The sequence below is a fragment of the Sphaerothrix gracilis Ecp01 genome (assembly GCF_030405905.1).
Classification (GTDB): Bacteria; Cyanobacteriota; Cyanobacteriia; order Phormidesmidales; family Phormidesmidaceae; genus Sphaerothrix; species Sphaerothrix gracilis.
The window spans coordinates 1-20025 of the sequence record NZ_JASATW010000001.1; the positions used below are offsets into that span (position 1 = coordinate 1).

Here is a 20025-nt window from a genome sequence, read left to right on the forward strand (position 1 = left end):
ATCTCAGCCAGTTCGCAACAGCCAGACCCTTGTGGTTGGGCCAGCAGATAGCGCACATAGAGATTGAGCGTGCAATGAGCGGTGGAGGGTTTAGTGAGAATACGCAAAGGACTAAGGGATGCAACACCTTTGAATTTCAACCCACAAATTTACTCAACTGTCAATGCGTAAGTCCTGTTCATATCCAAGATCAGCAATACCTTTGTCTGAACTTGCATCGCCCATCCTTTCAATGTCACAAGCGAATAGCAGGGATAGGGGATTGACCGATCACCCCCCTACCGCCTCATCTATCGCCAACCTGCCGGCGGCTTCGCTACTGTCGTTTCTTCCTCGTCAGCGCCTTTGCCCGCTCGCTCGCCTGGCTTGTTGATTAGCTGTACCGTGGTCGCCTGCGGCCCTTCCTGTCCGTCCGTCACCATAAAGCGCACGCCGCTGCCAACCGTCAAGCGATCGAAGTCATCGTGCAGCACGCTGTTTTGATGAAAATAGATTTCCTGACCCGACATCGACTTCAAAAAGCCATAGCCTTCATTGGAGAATAGCTTCGTGACAATACCGCCTACGGCCTGATCAGGATGCTGCTTAACTTTTTGCTGCTGGCGATCGACCAGCTCCGTTAGCTGCCGCTGGGCCGCTTCAAAGGCGTCTCGAATCAACGCCTCTGGTGGCTGATATTGGGTGCCTTTATCCGGGCTTTTATCCACCGCTAACTCATGTCCGGGGGGAACTGTCAAATTAATTCTGACCCGATAGGGAGAACCGGCCTCAGGGTGTTCGTGTACCTGCTCAACAGCAACGTGACAGCCAATGATGTGGTCGCACACCATTTCTAACTTGTCTACTTTCTCTTGAATGAGCGTTTCTAAAGCGTCTGTTTTTTCGACGCCGCGATAAACAGTTTCTAGTGGAACTTGCATGAAATCTCCTATGATGCTTCGTTTTTCAAATGGCTAAGCCAGCTATTTTGGGTCATAGCTAGCTCACAGCCAACGTGGTGGGGGTGGGCGGCTCAACCTGAGCGCCGGCCCGCGCCCGGTAGAAATCAGAAAAGCGTTGTTCGTGGCGAGCCAGATTGGCTTCGATTTGGCTCAAAACCTGAACCGTTGTCGGATCGGTGAGCTGACTGGCGAGGTGTAGGGCATCTACAACACCCGTTTGAATATCGCCCAGTGCCCGCCGGGTAATAGCCATTTCGTCGCTAGACTGGAGCCAACCTTGCAGCGTCGCGAAGGCTTCACTGCCCATCGCCTGCCAGGTCACCTGCTCGTCAAAGGCGGCCAAACGCTGCTCTAACAGGTTTACATGCTGCCGCTTGGTGGTAATGACTTCCTGCAGAATCACCTGCAGTTCTACGCCGCTAACCTTCTCAGCATATTTTTCAAAGGCAGCTAAGGTATAGCGTTCGCCCACGATAGCCGCATTGAGCGCATTTAAAATGTCCTGCCGGCTAGAGCCACCCCAATCTGCCGCAAGCTGCCACCAGCTATAGTGCTGATCGCTGGGGTCGGGCATGGCCTTGCCGCTGAGGTCAAGTCTCAACGCAGTGAGCAGCATGGTGGTAAACAGAGGCAAGTCGCCGGGCTGACGAGCGGTAATCAAATTGCCATCGACAATAACCGGCTCATCAATGTAGGTGGCACCAGCGTTTTGCATGTCTTTGCGAATAGAGCGATAGCCAGTGGCCTGTCTCCCTCGTAGCTGATCGGCCTCAATGAGTACTTGGGGGCCGTGACAAACAGCCGCCACCACCTTTTCCTGAGCGATCGCGTTCATGACCAAGCGCACCGCATGGGGGTTCATTCGCACGTAGTCTGGGGCACCCCCACCCGGAATGATAATGGCATCAAAGTCCTCAGAGCGAACTTCCGTGGGGGTCGCATCTGGTCTGATGGTCACCTGCTCTCGCTGGCCGACGTACTCATCGTTCATGCGTGAACCCAGCACAACTACTTTGACGCCCGCCTGCTTGAGGGCGTTGTAGGGGACCTGAAACTCAGAATCTTCAAACTGATTTTCAACTAAAATAGCAACTCGTTTTGCTGCGCTTCTATTGGGTTGAGAAACCATAGAAAAATCTCCTTAAATCTTGATGCCTAACCGCAAAGTGCTTGGCGTTCGGCTAAAAATTTGTAGACTGAGTGATCGTTAATTAAGTAGCAGTCAATTATTGTTTTTATAGAAAAATTAGTCTGTATTACTAAATTAACAATCTCCTAAGCGATGAACGTCGCTCTACGGGAAGATTTCGCCTCTATAGGGCTACCGATAGATTCAATAGCGAAGGGCAGCGCGGTCACTATTAGCCCTGTAGATCAAGATCGTAAAAATAGCGGAGTCATTGACTGACTCCGCCAGAGCTGTTAGTTAATCGGTAATAGCTACACTATCTCAGCCTGCTGGAATGACTGGCTTAAAAATGTAGGTTGAGCCAACAACGGAAATTTCAACAGAAGTTTTGTCGATGTTGAATTTCGCTCTGCTCAACGCCAACCTACAAAAGCCCTAATTGTAGCTGTGTCACGCCACTACTTTAGAGGCTGGGGGTTTTACCCGTTTCATTCTGAGAAGCGATTTCCTTAACTTCGCTGTAGCCCATGTTGCTGGCGGCTTCCCGGAGAACGGAAATTTGCGACTCAAACTCTAGGCTTTCGACTTGCTTAAGCGCTTGACTGACAGCATTGCTAGGCTCATAGTCTCCGGGCATGTCTACCACGCGATCGCCCATTGCCTCAGCCCAGATATACCAAACCAGTAGCTGATTGTTGTCAGTCAGGCCACCATAGGCACGAGACGATTCGCTATCTTTGCCTTCAACAATCTCTCGCATAATTGCGAGTTGAGCATCGTTATCCAGGTCAAAATAACCAGAGGCTAAAGTATCGACTATTTCAGGCTCAGCCGCGTTAGGTGCTGCCGGAGTCACAGAGTCTCCCATTTTTTCGTAAACATAGTAAAGTAACGCTAGCTTTTCGTCTGTGCCTAGCTTGCTATAAGCCTGATAAACCTGCTTGGCTTCATCTGAAAGCACATGAGATTGAGCATTGTTAGCAGAAACCATAAATAGTTTTCTCCAAACTTTTAATCTACGTAGCTAGCAGCTCTAAACTGATAGCTAGCCTCAGATTTAACAGATTGCGACAATCGCTTCTCCCATCCGAGGTTATAAATTTGGCTATTATGGCTACAACCTCCCTGCGTCCACTGTGGCTTTCTAAAGCTCTGCCGGCGTGTCAGGCGCTACCTCAATGCCGCCCTGCCGCTTTACCTGCTGCTGCTCGGTGACTAAATCTTCTAGCTGATTAAATTCGACCCCCATATTTTGACAGGCCTGCTTAAGGGTCGTGATGAAGCGTTCAGTATCCTCACCAAAGCCACACTGCTTGGCTGCCACTGCTAGACCCTGCTTGGCGTTTGACTTGGCACAATCAATGAGGATGACGCCCTCTAAAGGTTTTTCAGAAGCCATATTTATCTAAGTTTTACTCACAACTGACTGCTAAATTTGTAGCTATGGGAATAAAATAGCTTTCTCTGCAACAACAGAGATTGTTAGCGATCGCCCGCAAATTCGCATCTGTCTGTAGAGCGACTTAGCCTATAGAGTTTCGCTTTGTCTACCCCTAGCCAGATGTTTTTTAGGGTTAGAATCGCGTTTGACAACAGCAGCCTAACCGGGGCGTATTCCTCTAAAGTGTTTACGAGCAGCAGCCAACGGCTAACCAGGAAGATCTAAATTTGGGCAGGCTGTCTTGGCGATCGCCTAATGCATTCAAGCCTTGAAAGATGGCGGATTAGGGCTGTGCCAGCGGTACCCTGCTTATGTTCACTTATTTAGGGCATTCTGGGATCTAGTGAGGAGTCAGCAAAATGGAAAATTCGCAGCCAACTGACTGGACAAAAGTTTGGGGTAAGTTCATGGCGATTGTGATGATCGTCAACCTGCTTTTAGTCCTCTTTAATATTACATATATTCCTTTAAGAGACTTGTATCTAAAGCGTTTGCCGCTGATTGTTCGTCAGTACGATCAGATTAAAGGTATTGAAGCGAATGAAGTCACCGAAAATTATTTAAATACAGTTGAAAAATTAGATACAGCGATCGCTCAAAACGGCCTTTCAGCCGCCGAAAGTCTAGCCACACTGAAGCTGCTACAAAATCAAAGCCTTGCAATTGTTGATGAAAATCCGTTTTTGATTGCCAATAAATCAGCTACCTTTGCCCGCCTGAAGCGGCGCTTACGCGCTTATATTGGCACTGAGTCAAATCGGGAAGCTTTTCTGACTTTCTGGAGTCCAGCTTACCTAAAACAACAGGGATGGCCTAACGTTAAAGCTTTTTTTGATCAAAATCTGCGACCTCTCATTGCCTCTAACTACTTTCGAGAAACTAATGAAGTCGGGCAGTTTGTCGATGAATTTTGGCGGATAGATATTTACTTTGTCATCTTTTTTGCCATCGAATTTTTTCTGAGAACAGTTGCTATCAGCCGTCAAAAAGAAGGGGTTTCCTGGCCAGATGCGATCGCCCGCCGCTGGTACGAGTTGCCCCTGTTTTTTCCTTTCTGGCGCTGGCTGCGGGTGGTGCCAACAGCGGTGCGGATTCATCGCTCGCGGCTGTTTAACCTAGAACGGTTGCTGGGACAGGCCACCCACGAACCTGCCGCTTACCTGGCTGAGCGCGTTTCTCGCTTTGCTCTAGTGCGGGCGATTAACCAGGCCAAAGAAGCCGTTAACACGGGCAGCATTACCGCTCTAGACCAGACTTCTAGCCAGTACGTCCAGGTTGGCGACGCCGAAAAATTTGATAAGCTCACCGATCGCCTGCTGCAGTTAGTCATTTATCAGGTGATGCCCACTATCAAGCCCGATTTAGAAGCCCTGCTGCGCCATAGCCTGCAGAGAACACTGAAGGAGTCAGATCTATACGAAGGACTGCAGCGAATTCCAGGGGTACAGGCCATTCCGCAGGATATGGTAGCCCCCGTCTCCGATTATCTGGCTCAGGCAACTTGTGACGTATTGGCCAACTCCTATGCCGACGTTGAAGGCCGGGTGCTAGTTGATCAGCTCAGTGCTGACTTCCGCTATGCCCTGGGCCAAGAACTGCAGGCTGGCAGCAACCAGAGCGAACTGCAAAAGCTACTGAGCGATCTTTTAGAAGAAATGAAGTTGAACTATATTCAAAAGTCGAAGCAGCAGAATCCTGAAGACACTTTAGAAGAAGTCGATCAGCTAGATGAAAGTGCGCCTGCTGACTTTGATCAAGGCTGAAACAGGATAGGGAAAAGCCGCGTCTACACAAACAGGGGACAAAAGTTGAAGTCCGCATCAACCATCGTCCAGTTTGTAAAGCCTTTGCGGTAATTTTGGGCTTGCTAGAAAGAAGTCCAGATAAGCTGAGATTTAACCGAAGGTTGTCTGCAGCACCTATCAATTGCTAAGCGATGCATTCTCAAAGCCAGCTACCGTCGATCAAAGAGACAGACAGCGTTTTAGGAACGTTGCCTCAGCAAGCAAAGGAGTGGCTGGAGAGCTTGCCCTGGGCGCAGCGGCGCTATGTGCTGTCGCTCTGTCACCTGATGTGTGCCACCCCGCCTGAGATGCAGGCTCGCTTTTTAGACGAGTATACGGCTGATGGGCTGATCTCCCGCATTATTCAAGACCGAGATACCCAGCAGCGAGTCAACAGCTACTTGCAGCAGGTGCATATCAAAACCCATCTGAGTGAGCCAGTCATTAGACGCTATATCCGTCAGTTTTACGTCCATTCAGCCCAGGATTTACGCCAGCAGCCAGGTCTTTATTTAGAGTCCGCCTTGAAGCTGGTTGTCAGTACCGAAGAGCGTAATAGCGTTTTTCACTACATCTTAGGGTTTGAGATGATTAAGCTCATGTTTCGCATGAGCTGGTCGCAGCACGAACGGCTTTACCGCCTACAGATTAGCCAAGAAGACTTTATTCGGCAGTATATTCGCCCGATTCAGCACGCTCATCGACTCAACGGGTTAGTTATCCCCAAAGACGAAGGGCTGTTCTTTGCTCGCCGCGCCTATTTTGTGCAGATACCGAAAATTTCAGGCAAACGGCTCGTCGAACTGTGCATCGCTACTTTCTCAACCGAAACTGTTACCAGCTTTGGCTTTTCAATCATTCGTCATGCCAATGCTTTTCAGTTTGACTACGCCTATATCTACCAGTCAGAATCCACTGAAGCGATTTTGGAATAAGCCTGCGAGGCCAAGAAAAAATGGCTCAGGCAATCACTACCCAAGCCAGGAGTTGAAATCATAAAACGCACTTTCACAGTAACAGGCTGAAGCGGCGGCAAAGGGTGTTGAAAAACACAATCTTTGACTGAATACCGCATCGGCGGATAGGAAACACCCTACTCTGATAGAGCAGCTAGCCAGCTCAGGATAGCCGGATTTACCACTTCAGGTCGCTCATCGTGGGGACAGTGGCCCGTCTGCGGAATTGACTGGAAGGTGACACGCGGCTGGCGGCTGTCGTTTTGGCTGAGCTGGCGGTAAATTTTGGCTCCTTTGATAGGCGTCCAGGGATCGTTTTCGCCCCACAGCACCAGCAAAGGCTGTTGAATCTGGGGCAAGAGGTCTTCTGGCTTGGGGCCGGGAGGAGCCGTCACGATAGAGGCAAATACTTTTTGAGCACCCGGATCACAGGAGGGCTGATACAGCATGTCCACCAGTTCCTCTGTAATAGCGGCTCGATTGCGATAGACCTGCTGCAGCGAGCCGCGAATACGCCGTTTTTGCCGCACCCGATTAAAAACAAACGGCCCGGTCACTTTAGAACTGACTAGCTTAGTAAAAGCACCCATGACGATACGCAGCGGCAGTAGCAGCTCCTCTGGGCGATGATTGAGGCCGCCAGCGCAGTTGAGCAACACCCCGGCCTCAGCGATCTGAGGATGCTGGGCCAACATCATCAGGGTCAGCAAACCACCAATGGAATTGCCGATGAAGACAGCGGGCTGTTGCACATGGGTCTGACAAAAATCCTGCAGCAGCGATCGCCATAAGTCCAGCGTGTAATCTAAAGCGGGCTTATCCGACTCGCCAAAGCCTAGCAAATCTACGGCGTAAACCCGGTAGCCGGCCTCGGCTAAAACCGGAATATTTTTGCGCCAGTGCCCGATTGAGGCCCCAAAGCCGTGAATCAGCACCAGCGGCTGTCCCTCTCCCTGCACCGTATATTTAATTTGGTGACCTTGCCACTGCCAGCTAAACTTTTCCATCTCAGGCAGGGCGGCAACTGAAGCGGTCATGGCGTTTTTAATGAGGTTCTGCTCAATTTTTCTTTATCATAAAGGTTTTTTCCCGGCAGACGAGGGATATATCAGCCGATAGATCTCGGCTGCGGTTTGAAATGTTACTTCTCAAACAGCCCCTTACTAATATTGCGCTATGAGAAATTCCTTCCTACTTTTGCTGACAACGGTTGGCCTGCTGACGGTTCCGGCGAGTCTGCCCGCCCTAGCCCAGCGCGTCATCAACATTAGCCCTGAGGTCAATGATCAGGGGGTTGCGCCTGAAACCTCAATTTCTGGGCAGTTCGATACCGCTAACAGCGCGCCAGTCGATGTCAGCTCAGTGCGCATTTACGTCAACGACGCAGATGTCACCAGTCGCAGCACAATTACCGCTAGCTTCTTCAGCTATCGGCCTGCTCAGCCCTTACCACCGGGAACTGCCGAGGTGCGAGTTGAGTACCAGCCTACGGGCGGTATTCGCCGGGCTGTGGCCTGGGAATTTGCCGTCCAGCCGCCTCAGGTTGCGGCGGCAATCACCTCGGTGACGCACAATGCTGCTAGCAGTCCGCTTGCGGCTGGGGCTAACTTCTTAGCCACCGTCAATGCCACGCCGGGCGCAGAGGTGACGGTACTGCTGATTCAGGACGGGCAAACCGTGCGATCGCTGCCCACGCAAGAAGTCTCCAGCGGCGTCTACGTGGCGACCCTCCCGGTTCAGCCGGGGACTGTAATCAACGAAGGCATCGTTGTGGGTCGCCTGCAGCGTCAGGGGCAGCTTACCTATGCCGCCGCCGATCGCCCCGCCACCTTTAGCGGCACTGCGGCTGCCGTTTCAGAAGCGCCAGAAGTTAGCGAGACTGACACGGCAACCGAGACGACCACCGAGGCAGCCACCCCGGTGACGCTACAGCCCAGCTTCACCAACTACGATGACGGCGATTTTGTGATTGGCAACAGCTTTACTCTAGAGGGGCAGACCCAGCCCAGCGCCGCTGTGCAGGTGAAAGTGACTTCTAACACAGCGGTACTCGGCCCCTTCAGCGTGGGTAATACCCTTGTGGATCGAACCGTGCTGGCAGATGCTAATGGTGACTTTCAGGTGCTGGTGACGCCCTCGCTAGTTTCTAACGGTACCCGCTACCAGATCAGCGCCACGGCGGTTTTAGACAACCAAACAAGTCCAACAACTGAGCTAACCCTGATTCAGCAGTAGAGCGCGGCACTGGGAGATGGGGCTGCTCGTTTTTTGATAGAATGCTGCACAATTATTTTTGACTGATTACGTCAAGAGGCGATCGCTCCCAATGGCTGCAGCCCCGTCATCCGCACCCCCCCACGGCCCAAATAAATCTGAAACCCACTTCTACTACTTTGCCTATGGCTCCTGCATGTGCCCGGTCGATCTGAAGCGATCGCTGGTAGAAAAGACCCATGCCTACGTGGTGGGACCGGGGACGCTCAGCGGCTACAAACTGGGCTTTTATCGCAAATCACGGCTGCGCAACTGCGGCGTCCTCGACATTGTGCCGCAGCCCCATTCCACCGTCCAGGGAGTGCTCTACCGGCTGCCGTGGCGGCTGAGCGATCGCCTAGATCAGCGCGAAGAAGGCTACACCCAAACTTTCGTCACCATTGACTGCAACGGTCAGCAATATCCCAGCACCCGCACCTACACTGTCTTAGACAAGCTCACCCAGGAGATCGCGCCTAACGACTGGTACTTCAATATCGTGCTGCGGGGTGCCCTCACCTGCGGTCTGCCAGAGCAGTACTGCTGGCAGCTTTTTCACCATATGCACGAACTGCAGCAGCGGGGCGTAGGAGAACTGCGCTCGGCTTAAACCGGATGCTGGCCGTAGTAAGGCAGCGCGGCTGACCAGGGGGGGCGATCGCCCTGCTGCCACTGCGGCTGAGCCAGTTCCAGCACAGCCGTGACCGAGTCTGCTAGGCCGTTTTCGGCGAGCACTAGACGGTAGGGCTGAGGCCAGGCGGCGAGCTTAGACTGCCAGTCTGCCAAGGGCATGACCGTATCGGCTAGGACGGGAATCAAACCGCTGCTGGCAACCTGGTAAATCGCGCCGTACACTTCACCGCGCTGGGCTGGCATTTGCAGGGCGATTTGGGTGTCCTGTTCGGTGCGCGATCGCTGTGCCCAAGCAGCTAGGCTGGAAATGGCAAACAGGGGCAAATTTAGCGTCTGAGCCAGGGTGCGAGCGGTGACAACGCCAATGCGAGTGCCAGTAAAGCCGCCGGGGCCTTTAGCAACAGCCACGAAGCCGAAGTCTTGCCAGGAGTAGGGCTGAATAAAATCAGCCAGATACTCGTGCAGATGAACCGAGAGATCGCGGCCCAAAGGCCAAACCTGGTGACGCGAAACCGTCTCAAAATCGCTCAGCGCCAGCCCCAACTCCGGGCTGCTGGTATGGAGTGCTAGCCCTAACATTACTCTGGTAAAAAGGCCAGCTCACCAGGCAGCTTGGCTCCGGTCAAATCGGCTTCCGTCAGATCGGCATCGGTTAAAATTGCCTGACGCAAATCGGTATTCTGCAGAATAGCACCTTTGAAACTGGCTCCGGTAAAGTTGAGCTGGCTTAGATCCTGGCCTGACAAGTTGGCCTGACTCAGGTTGGCACCGCTGAAGTTACTTTCCTGTAGGTCTGCTTCGGTTAGATTAGCCCCGGTTAGGTCAGCTCCCAGCAGCGTGGCCCCGGTCAGGTTAGCCCCGGTCAGATCAGCCTGGGTCAGGGTGGCCCGGTTGAGGCGAGCGCCTTTAAGATTGGCCTGACTCAGATTGGCGGCGGCGAGATCGCTGTTGAGCAGACGGGCATCGCTCAGATCGGCTGCAGCCAAATTACACTGCTTCAGGTCAGAGCGCTGCAGGTCGGCCCGCTTGAGATGGGCAGCCTGCAAATTGGCCGCTTGCAGATTGACTCGGCCTAGTTCAGCGCCAATCAGGCTGGCCTGCGGCAGGTGGGCCTGGGAAAGATTGGCCTCACTCAGACCGGCTCGATTCAGGGTGGCTTGTTCAAGATTGCACTGGTGCAGATTGCTGCCGCTGAGATCGGCTCCCAGCAGATTGGCCTGGGTGAGATTGGCCTCTACTAGGTTGGCCTGGTTCAGATCAGCGCCGCTTAAGTCGGCCCCGGCTAAATTGGCCCGACTCAAATCTGCGCCCGTTAGCACCGTACCGATGAGCTTAGCGCGGCTCAGATCGGCAGTTTGAAGATTAACGGCTGTTAGCTTGCGCTGGCTCAGATCGGCCTGACTGAGATCGATCGGAACTGAGCTATTGTCAGTGCGCCACTGGTTCCACTGGTCGGGATATTGAAAAAGTTGCTGAAGGTGCTCCTGATTTGCCATAGTGCAGCCTGGTTCACTCATCTGTAGGTCTGGCTATTCATCCGCTGCAACCGCTGTGACAGGAATTCATGAAGTGCCAAACCGCTCGGACTTATCATTGCACACTTCTCTCGAACCTGTACCCTCAACAGTAACTGTGCGAGCTTCTGTCATTTTTAACAGCCGCGATCGCTGCTTTCAGGATAATCCTAAAAAAACTCACGAAGCCAGATTGCCTGAGCCTCGTGAGTTTTTCCACTCATAAATTGTAAGAATTAATTTAAGAAGCCTAGGAAACCGAAGCGGCAACGTAGAACAGGCCACTCACGAGAACCATTGCTAGAGCAGCCAGAATGGCGTAGTTACGCTTCTGGTTACCGCTGGGGGGTTCAGCCTGATACATTTTAGGCTCTCTAGCAAAGTTGTTGAGGCGACCGCCTTCTTCAGTTGTGTATGGCATAAGAAATTATCCATGTGACTTCGATTTAATTTATCTTAACAAAGATTCACGCAAATGCTATCGGCTTTAGAAAGATTTTTGAATTAGCGACTCTATCGCACGGGCTATGGCTGCGCTCAGATTTGCAATTGGCGGGGCAATGAGAACGAACGGGCGCTAGGCCAACATTTACGGAGTTTGCCGATCGCCCGCTGAAGTTCATAGCAGTGGTTTACAGGCGATGGCGCGATGGAACAGGCTTGGATTTTTGTCATTTTTATTCTGATTGCTGTGGGGCTGATAGGGCTGAGCCTCTATCTGGCCTATCGGCGCAGGCGGGCGATTGAAGCGATCGCGCCGCAGCTCGGACTCCAATTTATCGGTAAGGGCAATCAGCTTGTGCCGTCGGTGGTTTGGAGCTTCAACCTGTTTTCCAAAGGGCGATCGCGGCAAGTCTTCAATGTCCTCAAGGGGCAGGCCAATGGCGCTGATATTTTTCTATTCGACTACAGCTATCGCATTGGCAGCGGCAAGCACTCTAGCACCCAATATCACACCGTAGCGCTGCTCTGCGCTGAGTCCCTCGACCTGCCTGCCTTTTTGCTGACGCCAGAAAACTTGTTTCACAAAATTGGCAATCTCTTTGGCTACCACGACATCGACTTTGATGACTATCCTCTGTTTTCTGAGCGATATTTGCTGCGCGGCTCCGATGAGGCCCGCATCCGTCAGATCTTTGACTACCGGGTTATTCCCTTCTACGAAAAACGACAACGCATCTGCAGTGAAGGTTTAGGCAATGCGCTGATCTACTATCGGACGGAGGGCAGGCTCAACCCCGATCGCTGGGCAGAACTGCTCTCTAGCGCTCAGGAGGTCGTGGGGTTACTGAGGCCGTGGGGCCGCTGATAGGGCGGATTGACCAGCCCTCTGGCGTTTATGATCAAGAACGCAGACTAGATCCCATTGCCAATGGCGCGATCGCCCCGGCGGGCCGGACAAAACGTACGCAAAATGGCTTTGCACCGACGCTCTAAGGCGGTGTCTCTCTGGCTAGTGGCGCTGGGTCTGGCGATCGCTCCGGTGATTCTACAGCGAGCGATCGCGGAGTTTTCTAGGGCTGAGAAAAGGACGGCTCCGGCGCTGCCGCCCACTTTTGTCTATACCTACGGTTTGTTCTGGACAGGCTCAGCCGTGTCGGTGTGGCGGGGCAGAAAGTTTTGGCAGCGGGCTAACCGGGCCGATCAGGGGGCTAGGGCTGAAGAGGAAATTGCCCAGCTTTTGCAGCCGCTGACCGAGGCGGGCTGGCGGTTTGACTACAATATGCCCCTGGGCGGCGGCTGGGAGACGCTGATATTGTCTGCTTTTCACCGAAAAAGCGGGTCTATGTCATTGATGTCAAATCTCACGCGGGGGAGGTTCACTTTGACGGTAAGCTGCTCTATCGCCAGATGGGGCGGCAGACCTACGGCTTTGAAAAAGATTTTCTGAAGCAGTGTATGCGGCAGGCGCTGCAGGTGAAGCGACAGCTCCGCGTCCGCTATGTAACGGCGGTGTTGGCTTTTTCTCAGGCCAGCGTCAAGACCCAGCACGGTAAGCTGCGCGGGGTGTATGTGGTGCGGCGATCGCGCTTGATTAAGCTCCTGCAGCAGCTTGGCTAACGGGGGGTCATTTTAAGACCTTTTCAAACTGATTTTCCCAGTGGGCGTAGTTGGCTTTGGCCTGTTTTACGAGGGGCGACAGCACCAGCAGCCGCGAGAGCAGCCCGTTTACCCAGGACAGGGGAAAGTTGAAGGGCCGCGCAATGTCTAAAAACAGGACGACTCGGTAGCTATCGGTGCGGTTCCAGGCTTCGTGATAGTAGGTGTCGTCGAAGATGAGGCTGTCGCCTTCTTGCCAGTGGGCGATCTGGTTGCCGACGCGAATGCCGCAGGCGCTCTGGGGTTCCGGCACGATCAACCCCAAGTGATAGCGAATTAGTCCTTTGTGTTTGCCTCGGTGCTCTACGATATGTTTGCCGGGGGCGAGGATGGAGAAGAAGGCAACTTTTAGTCCTGGAATGGTTTGCAATAGTTTCCAGGTTTCGGGGCACTGCTGACAGTTTTTCTCGGCTACAAAGCCAAAGGCGCAGAAGTAGTAGGTTTTCCAGCCGTCGTCGGGGCTGATGCGCTGCTGGCGCGGCATGATGTCTTGGAAGTTGGGCAGGGCGTTGACGTATTGCAAGACCTGATCGAGTTCTTGTCGAATGGTTTGCCAGTTGGCTTCTAGGTCGTAGGCCCAGGGGAACTGATCTTTGGTGAAAAATGGGGTGTTGCCGACTTTGGAGGTTTCTCCTAGCCACGCTTCGAGGCGGCGGTAGCGGTGGCTGTCGAAGATTGGATGTATTGGTGTTTCAGGGCTTTGCGGTTCGATGGCGGAGGTTGACATGGTGACTGAACTGGCGTTTTAGCCTATTTATCTTCTCATTCCAGGCTAAAGAGAACCAGAATATTCTGAGATTTTTGGCTGTCCTGAGGTTTCAATCCCCGTGAGGGGTTTTTAGTGGTTTCGACCCGTAGCCATCTATTTTGCTATGCGTATTGTCCGCAAGTTTCAATCCCCGTGAGGGGTTTTTGGGGGTTTCGACTTCGACACTGTCCCTCCTTTTACTAGGTGCCTGCGAGGAGGATGTTTCAATCCCCGTGAGGGGTTTTTGGGGGTTTCGACCAGTCAGTTTTACTCTGCTGAGCACTCCCATTTCGTTTCAATCCCCGTGAGGGGTTTTTGGTGGTTTCGACGGCACTCGCTATCAATTGGGCTGTGGGGTCAAGGGTTTCAATTCCCGTGAGGGGTTTTTGGGGGTTTCGATGGATCGAATGGACTGAATTAATGGGGAATAAATATGTTTCAATCCCCGTGAGGGGTTTTTGGGAGTTTCGACGTTCTAGATAATACATCAGGATACGATAGAGACTCTAGGTTTCAATCCCCGTGAGGGGTTTTTGGGGGTTTCGACGCCTATGCCGAAGCCCTATACAAAGCCGGGGTTGTAGCACGTTTCAATCCCCGTGAGGGGGTTTTGGTGGTTTCGACGGCCGTCGGCCTAATTCATCGCGCCGATTGCTCTCGAACTGTTTCAATCCCCGTGAGGGGTTTTTGGGGGTTTCGACGCGGTTTACCTTCGTTCTGTAGGCGTCCCTAACCTGAACATTCTCAGTTTTAATCCCCGTGAGGGGTTTTTGGGGGTTTCGACCTGCAAGGCGAATCTCGCTGTGCCTTACGTCAGAGGGGCGATTGGTTTCAATCCCCGTGAGGGGTTTTTGGGGGTTTCGACTAGCCTCAAAAATATCAGCGTAGACCTGTTCCCAGCTATTTAGTGTTTCAATCCCCGTGAGGGGTTTTTGGGGGTTTCGACGCTACCTAAATTCACCTTTATCCTGTGGAAGTATACGGGCGCGTTTCAATCCCCGTGAGGGGTTTTTGGGGGTTTCGACAGTTTTTCGGCTGGGAACACGAGCTTTGTATTGTCGTTTCAATCCCCGTGAGGGGTTTTTGGGGGTTTCGACGGCGGGGGCTGAAAAAGTAGAGCCAAGGCTCGTTTCAGACCTCGTTTGCGCGAACCTCCAGAAATTAGATAGAAAAATACGATTTAGGCTCATGAAACAAATTGCCTAAATCGGGGAAAGCATTGAAACATATAAGCTACAGCGATCGCGCGGAACTCCCCAAGCCTCAAAATCGCTCAAACTCAAGACCCGTCGGCCTTTGGCTCGATAATTTATCCACCTGGCTACAAACAGCCCCCCACTCGCGCCGCAGCGCTTTCCCTATAAAATAGTGTCAAGTATTCACTTGTCTAGGTGCAAAAGCTGCCGTGTCAGACAGCTTTCGCCTAGTCTAGTCACTGCGCTCCGTCTTGTCCAGCTGCTTCGTTAAATGCAATAAACATAGATGCATTTGCAGACTCAACTAAGGCTAGGCTCTTGAAACTGCGTCAGAAATAAGCCAGATAAATCATCGTCAGGGTAGAAGGGGATATTGCTCCATGTTGCAGAAAGCCCAGCTCTCACCAACAGCAAGTTTTCTCCTGCACTTGTCTCCACAATAGGAAAACCTACTGTAGCCCCTTTAATATCGCCATTGCTAGCTAATATATCAAGCGTATCAGTTGGATTAATTTCAAGACTGTAGCTACCTGTTGAGCCTAGCTGAACATCAGGATCAAAATCTCCTCGATAAGCAGATAGCACCAGTCCCTGACCTGCATTTCCGGCGTGAAGATCGCTGATATACAACGTGCTGGGTGCTAAATCTGTTGAGCGAATATCAATTTGAACGAAAAACGGCTCGATTGGCTCAGGCGAATTTATCGTATAGACTGTGGCTTCGCCACTGGCAGTCTTGATAATTTTAGCCTCTCCGTTGATAGCGAGTAAACCCGCATAAATAATTCCATCAGCATGATTAGATGACCATGCTTGTTGCTGAGAAGTTAGCGAATTTAAGAAGTTTGGATCTAAAAGTGGAAACTTGGATCCCTTTCTAAAACCAAAACTAATATTCTCATTAGGTCTTGAAGAAAAGCCAAAGAAAGGATCGCTTTCAGTTGCATCAAAACCGGGAATTCCTATGCTTGCAATGCCGTCAATAATGCCATCTTCGCTGCTGGACTGCTGTACATTCGCATAGATACCAAAAGCTTTATCAAACTCTATTTCCGCCAAATTGTTTCCGGTAAAGCGAGGATATCCAGGATTTGTAAATTCAAGCTGACTGAGCTTAAATGACATGTTGGGCAGCTTTAACTTCACTGCTTTTGTCACAGCTTGATTATTATTATCAACACTGTCAATAAATACAGTAATGGGGCCTGTGAAATTAATTTCTGTGCTTCTTGCATCTGAATTTAGACATTCTTGTCCCGGTTCATAGGTAGGCAGACAGCCTTGTTGCAATGTGAATAAATTGCCATCTATTAGCAAACTAACAACGCGAATTCCTTGAGCCTCTAATAATTCAGGATTCTCATACTCCCAGGAAATCGTGACTGTTTCTCCTAGTGCAGGCGTTGCATTAGAGATGTTAGTAATTTTAAGCCCTAGACTAGGCGGCGGAGTGACAGTACCTTGATGATTGGACGCAATCAAGCTAGCTATACCAATAGCGACAACTAGCATGATGGAAATTTTTCTGAGCAATTTATTTATTTTCATGAGCTTATTCAGCAATCATTTCTATACCTGAAGCCATCAAGGCAAACAAAGAGAAAAATGAAAACTCCCCCAAAGGACGCGGCTATATCGCCAAAATCAAAGGCACAGCTATAACCAGGAAGCATAGTTTTCACAAACGGCTCTAGCCGAAATATTAATAAGCAAGAAAATTCATATCCAGTATTAATGAGCAGCCAAAATGCTGCTACAGCCAATAGCCAGTAAAGCTTTTTGGGTAAAAAAGCAGCGCTTAGAAAGGAAAATCCAGCGGCGTGAGCAAATGTGGGAAATGATTGATCAAAGCTCGGAAAATTGTTTTGTAAACAATCAACTGTCATCCTTTTTAAGGGAGCAATTAGCGCAGGTGAATAGGAGCGGCAAGTCAGGTAAAATATAGCTCCTAGAAAAATAAAGAAATATCCCCAAATTAAGCATCTTGCTGAATCCAGAGCGTATTCTTTGTTTTTCATAGAAACTTAGAACTGTTGACTCGCCTGCTCAGAATTTCTTGCCGAAGTCTCTGTACTCACCCAATAGCTACACAGGATTCGGATAGGATTTCCGCCGCCAGTTGATTTTTCTTCACGGTTGACGCCGATCGCTAAATACTTTACACTCAGCCATTAAGCTATAGCAGTTCTACTGTTACAGCTTGTTTACACACACAGGACTCGAAAACTTAGCGGCCCCTGAAGGTGGTCTCAACACCAACAGGAGCCTGACCCCCAAACTGAGCGAGCAGTCTGGCGGCTAGTGGTGCAGTGTACCACCAGCCACCTCGATTTGCGTTGCAATTTGTCGGGGTGGCTAAGTTTTTGGGTTTTGGGGCATGGGAAGGCAGGAGAAAAAGGCAGAAGTTAGAAGGCAGAGGGCAGGAGAGAAAGGTAGAAGGCAAAGGGCAGGGGGCAGAAATCAAGCGGTGGGTAGGATAAAGCCCGCACTTCATCGTTCTGCCTTCATCCTTCAGCCTTTACTCCATTCTTCAGCCTTTACTTCATCGTTCTGCCTTCATCCTTCAGCCTTTATTTCCGCCTTCCCCTCCCAGGCTCAAATTCACTCAAGGAGTACACTCATGTTTCAAGAGACGACTGCTAATCACGCCAGCGATCGCACTTCCCCCGCGATCGCCGTCCCCAGCCGCAAATCTGCCGATAGCGACGACCCGGTGCGGCTGCTGATGTTCGGCCCCCTGCCCTGCGTGCGGCTAGAAATCCACCGCCTACACGTCTTGGGCTATGCCGAAGCCACCGCCTGGAGCAAACCCCTGCCTACCGATCAGCCCAACGAGGTGATGGTGATTCTCACTAAGCGCTGTCGGCTAGCTGAGGGCGTATAGCGGGGGTTATTTAGTTTAGACGGCTCTCTGGCCTATCAGTGCGGACTAGGCAGCTAGCGCCTCCCTAGTCCGTAAACTTCAGTCGGTGGCGATGGTTGGCCACCGATTCCACCAGGCCAAGCGCAATGAAGTTCGTCAGCAGCGCCGAACGGCCATAGCTCATCCAGGGCAGCGGAATTCCCGTAATTGGGGCTAGGCCAATGGTCATGCTGATATTGACAATCACCTGAAACACAATCATCGACAGCACACCCACCGCCAGCAGCGAACCAAAATTGTCCTTGGCGTTCTGGGCAATAATCACCAGCCGCAGACAAATTATCCAGAAAGCCGCTAATACCGCGATCGCCCCTACAAAGCCCCATTCCTCGCCAATCGCCGAAAAGATAAAGTCCGTATGCTGCTCTGGAATAAAGTTGAGCTGAGTTTGGGTGCCCTGATGCAGTCCTCGCCCCCAAAGCTGACCAGCGCCAATCGCAATCCGCGACTGGATCAGGTGATAGCCGCCGCCCAAAGGATCCTTATCCGGATCGAGAAACAGAATAAGACGATCTTTTTGATAATCCTTGAGCAAGCCCCACAGCACGTCCCCCAGCTTGCCAGAAACCAGATTGACAGCCGTGGCCGCAATCGTGCTGAATAAGCGCCAGGGCAGCGTCAGCCAGGCAATAACGCCCATGCCTACCACCCAGACCAGCCAAACTGGAATATAGACGTGGAACAAGATGGCCGCCACCAGCGGCGACACCATCAAGACCAGCCAGCCCGGATTAGCGTTGCCCCAGTAGAGCATCCCAATCGTGATCGCCCCAAACACCAGCGAAGTACCCAGGTCAGGCTGCAAAAAGACCAGCGCCCACGGCACGGCAGTAATCGCCAGCGCCTTGATCATGCCCAGCAGTGTTGAAGCTTCCTTGCCCCGCAGCAGCGCCGCCAGCGTGATGATCAAGCCTAGCTTGGCAAACTCCGAGGGCTGGACGTTGAAGCCGCCAATTGTGATCCAGCGCTGGGCACCCAAGCCTGAAGTACCGATGAAAATAACGGCAATCAGGGAAAGATTGGTGGCCGCATAGATAATCCACTGCCAGTTCAGCAGCCCCTCATAGCGTGTTCGGGCAATCATGAGGGCCAGCACTAGACCAATCGACCCCAAAACCAGATGGTTCCAGCCAAATTCAGTCGTCTCTAAATTAATCTGGGTGCTGGTAATCACAATGCTGGCGAAAACTGTCAACGCTACCGGCAGCAAAAAGAGCAGCCAGTCAACTTCCTGCCAGGCTTGTAGCCACTTTTTCCAGCGTTTACCGACGAGGGTAGGTTGAGGCATATTAACTGAGCACAGCGACAGAAATGCGAGCAGCCACCTGCTGGGCAACCGCCTTGAGGGCTTGGGCTGAAGCGGAGTCAGGCGCGTTCACCACAATGGGTACGCCGCGATCGCCGCCCTCTCTGACCGGCATTTCTAGGGGCACGCAGCCCAGCAGCGGAATATCTAATTCATCCGCCGTTTTTTGCCCCCCTCCGGAGCCAAAGATGTCATATTGCTTGTCTGGCTGGTCGGGGGGAACAAAGTAGCTCATATTCTCCACGATGCCAATTACAGGCACCTGCAACTGCTGGAACATGCGCAACCCCCGGCGCGAATCCGACAGAGCCACCGTCTGAGGCGTAGTCACAATCAAGGCTCCGGCCATCGGCACTGCCTGCGCCAGGGTGAGCTGAGCGTCGCCCGTACCCGGTGGCATATCCACAATCAAATAGTCCAGCTCGCCCCACTGCACCTGATAGAGAAACTGACGGATGACGCCGTTGAGCATCGGCCCCCGCCAAATCACGGGCTGATCGCGATCGATCAAAAAGCCCATCGACACCATCTTGACGCCGTGGTTAAAAGCCGGTTCTAGAATATCGCCCTGCTCGCCCTGCCGCACCATCACGTCTGCCGCATCGAGGCCCATCATAGTGGGCGTATTAGGACCATAGATATCCGCATCAATTAGGCCCACCTTCGCTCCCATTTGGGCCAGCGCCACCGCAATGTTGACGGCCACGGTGCTTTTGCCCACGCCGCCCTTACCGCTGGAAATCGCCACGATATTTTTCACCCCGGCAATCCCTTGGCGATCGGGCAGAGAAGGCTGCTGAGGAGTTTCTGCCGTCACCTCCACGTCTACCGCCGTCACATCGGGGAGCTGCCGCACCGCCTTTTCACAATCTTCTACGATAAATTCGCGCAGCGGGCAGGCCGGGGTAGTCAGCACTAGGGTAAAGCTGACCCGCCCGTTATCTATCTGCACGTTGCGAATCATGTTGAGTTCGACCAGACTCCGGCGCAGCTCCGGGTCTTGAACCGGACGCAGCACGTCTAAAACCGCATCCTTGCTTAGAGAAGAAATTGCCATTGAGTAATAAGTTTTTAAAGTTCAGCCCCGGCAAATATTAAACG

Annotated in this window: 21 protein-coding genes, 1 pseudogene and 1 CRISPR repeat array; of the genes and pseudogenes, 8 read left to right on the top strand and 14 right to left on the bottom strand. The window is 52.0% G+C overall.

Annotated elements, in window-relative coordinates:
• The 5 genes and pseudogenes from QJQ48_RS00005 to QJQ48_RS00025 form a co-directional block, all read right to left on the bottom strand.
• Positions 1-107, bottom strand: a pseudogene (locus QJQ48_RS00005) (IS701 family transposase); the annotation flags it as partial.
• 183 nt (positions 108-290) lie between these two features.
• A complete protein-coding gene (locus QJQ48_RS00010; protein WP_346289122.1) occupies positions 291-920 on the bottom strand; it encodes a cold shock domain-containing protein in 630 nt (209 codons plus the stop codon).
• 58 nt (positions 921-978) lie between these two features.
• A complete protein-coding gene (locus QJQ48_RS00015) occupies positions 979-2070 on the bottom strand; it encodes a DJ-1/PfpI/YhbO family deglycase/protease (protein WP_346289123.1) in 1092 nt (363 codons plus the stop codon).
• 463 nt (positions 2071-2533) lie between these two features.
• Positions 2534-3061 (bottom strand): orange carotenoid protein N-terminal domain-containing protein, encoded by a 528-nt coding sequence (locus QJQ48_RS00020; protein ID WP_346289124.1) that lies wholly within the window; start codon positions 3059-3061, stop codon positions 2534-2536.
• A gap of 153 nt (positions 3062-3214) precedes the next feature.
• Entirely contained in the window at positions 3215-3469 is a 255-nt protein-coding gene (locus QJQ48_RS00025; RefSeq protein ID WP_346289125.1) for a hypothetical protein, read from the bottom strand.
• 401 nt (positions 3470-3870) lie between these two features.
• Between QJQ48_RS00025 and QJQ48_RS00030 the strand changes: the two genes are divergently transcribed.
• Positions 3871-5274 (top strand): hypothetical protein, encoded by a 1404-nt coding sequence (locus tag QJQ48_RS00030; protein ID WP_346289126.1) that lies wholly within the window; start codon positions 3871-3873, stop codon positions 5272-5274.
• A 173-nt stretch (positions 5275-5447) separates the two neighbouring features.
• Positions 5448-6230, top strand: coding sequence for a cobyrinic acid a,c-diamide synthase (locus QJQ48_RS00035; RefSeq protein WP_346289127.1), 783 nt, complete (start codon positions 5448-5450; stop codon positions 6228-6230).
• Positions 6231-6388: 158 nt separating this feature from the next.
• Here QJQ48_RS00035 and QJQ48_RS00040 read toward each other — a convergent pair whose 3' ends face one another.
• Positions 6389-7288, bottom strand: a complete 900-nt coding sequence (locus QJQ48_RS00040; protein WP_346289128.1) for an alpha/beta fold hydrolase — start codon at positions 7286-7288, stop codon at positions 6389-6391.
• 139 nt (positions 7289-7427) lie between these two features.
• Between QJQ48_RS00040 and QJQ48_RS00045 the strand changes: the two genes are divergently transcribed.
• On the top strand, positions 7428-8486 hold the full coding sequence (locus QJQ48_RS00045; protein ID WP_346289129.1) for a hypothetical protein: 1059 nt from the start codon (positions 7428-7430) through the stop codon (positions 8484-8486).
• A 91-nt stretch (positions 8487-8577) separates the two neighbouring features.
• Positions 8578-9114 (top strand): gamma-glutamylcyclotransferase, encoded by a 537-nt coding sequence (locus tag QJQ48_RS00050; protein ID WP_346289455.1) that lies wholly within the window; start codon positions 8578-8580, stop codon positions 9112-9114.
• Here the strand turns inward: QJQ48_RS00050 and tsaB are convergent.
• The 3 genes from tsaB to psb34 form a co-directional block, all read right to left on the bottom strand.
• Positions 9111-9716, bottom strand: a complete 606-nt coding sequence (tsaB, locus tag QJQ48_RS00055; RefSeq protein ID WP_346289130.1) for a tRNA (adenosine(37)-N6)-threonylcarbamoyltransferase complex dimerization subunit type 1 TsaB — start codon at positions 9714-9716, stop codon at positions 9111-9113. The two genes, QJQ48_RS00050 and tsaB, sit on opposite strands and share 4 nt — an antisense overlap.
• Complete coding sequence (locus tag QJQ48_RS00060; protein ID WP_346289131.1) at positions 9716-10633, bottom strand: pentapeptide repeat-containing protein; 918 nt, start codon at positions 10631-10633, stop codon at positions 9716-9718. Before QJQ48_RS00060 ends, tsaB begins: the two co-directional genes overlap by 1 nt.
• 268 nt (positions 10634-10901) lie before the next feature.
• Positions 10902-11072 (bottom strand): photosystem II assembly protein Psb34, encoded by a 171-nt coding sequence (gene psb34, locus QJQ48_RS00065; RefSeq protein WP_346289132.1) that lies wholly within the window; start codon positions 11070-11072, stop codon positions 10902-10904.
• Between the two features lie 228 nt (positions 11073-11300).
• Between psb34 and QJQ48_RS00070 the strand changes: the two genes are divergently transcribed.
• The 3 genes from QJQ48_RS00070 to QJQ48_RS00080 all read left to right on the top strand — a co-directional run bounded on the left by QJQ48_RS00070 (position 11301) and on the right by QJQ48_RS00080 (position 12712).
• Entirely contained in the window at positions 11301-11960 is a 660-nt protein-coding gene (locus tag QJQ48_RS00070) for a hypothetical protein (RefSeq protein ID WP_346289133.1), read from the top strand.
• Positions 11961-12023: 63 nt separating this feature from the next.
• The gene (locus QJQ48_RS00075; RefSeq protein WP_346289134.1) at positions 12024-12542 is read left to right on the top strand and encodes a hypothetical protein; all 519 of its coding nucleotides are present in this window, start codon (positions 12024-12026) and stop codon (positions 12540-12542) included.
• A complete protein-coding gene (locus QJQ48_RS00080; protein ID WP_346289456.1) occupies positions 12443-12712 on the top strand; it encodes a hypothetical protein in 270 nt (89 codons plus the stop codon). The genes QJQ48_RS00075 and QJQ48_RS00080 overlap by 100 nt, the downstream gene beginning before the upstream one ends.
• Positions 12713-12719: 7 nt before the next feature.
• Here the strand turns inward: QJQ48_RS00080 and QJQ48_RS00085 are convergent, their stop codons facing one another.
• From QJQ48_RS00085 to QJQ48_RS00095, 3 genes are all read right to left on the bottom strand, one after another.
• Positions 12720-13478: an aspartyl/asparaginyl beta-hydroxylase domain-containing protein gene (locus tag QJQ48_RS00085; protein ID WP_346289135.1), complete on the bottom strand. Its 759-nt coding sequence runs from the start codon at positions 13476-13478 to the stop codon at positions 12720-12722.
• An 88-nt stretch (positions 13479-13566) separates the two neighbouring features.
• A CRISPR array of direct repeats spans positions 13567-14596; the repeat unit is 37 nt; unit sequence GTTTCAATCCCCGTGAGGGGTTTTTGGGGGTTTCGAC.
• A gap of 399 nt (positions 14597-14995) precedes the next feature.
• A complete protein-coding gene (locus tag QJQ48_RS00090) occupies positions 14996-16243 on the bottom strand; it encodes a hypothetical protein (protein ID WP_346289136.1) in 1248 nt (415 codons plus the stop codon).
• Positions 16244-16251: 8 nt separating this feature from the next.
• The gene (locus QJQ48_RS00095; protein ID WP_346289137.1) at positions 16252-16713 is read right to left on the bottom strand and encodes a hypothetical protein; all 462 of its coding nucleotides are present in this window, start codon (positions 16711-16713) and stop codon (positions 16252-16254) included.
• Between the two features lie 602 nt (positions 16714-17315).
• Between QJQ48_RS00095 and QJQ48_RS00100 the strand changes: the two genes are divergently transcribed.
• A complete protein-coding gene (locus QJQ48_RS00100; RefSeq protein ID WP_346289138.1) occupies positions 17316-17579 on the top strand; it encodes a hypothetical protein in 264 nt (87 codons plus the stop codon).
• Positions 17580-17643: 64 nt separating this feature from the next.
• Here the strand turns inward: QJQ48_RS00100 and rodA are convergent, their stop codons facing one another.
• Both rodA and QJQ48_RS00110 read right to left on the bottom strand, forming a co-directional pair.
• On the bottom strand, positions 17644-18906 hold the full coding sequence (gene rodA, locus QJQ48_RS00105; protein ID WP_346289139.1) for a rod shape-determining protein RodA: 1263 nt from the start codon (positions 18904-18906) through the stop codon (positions 17644-17646).
• A 1-nt stretch (position 18907) separates the two neighbouring features.
• Positions 18908-19981, bottom strand: coding sequence for an Mrp/NBP35 family ATP-binding protein (locus tag QJQ48_RS00110; protein ID WP_346289140.1), 1074 nt, complete (start codon positions 19979-19981; stop codon positions 18908-18910).
• Between the last annotated feature and the right edge of the window lie 44 nt (positions 19982-20025).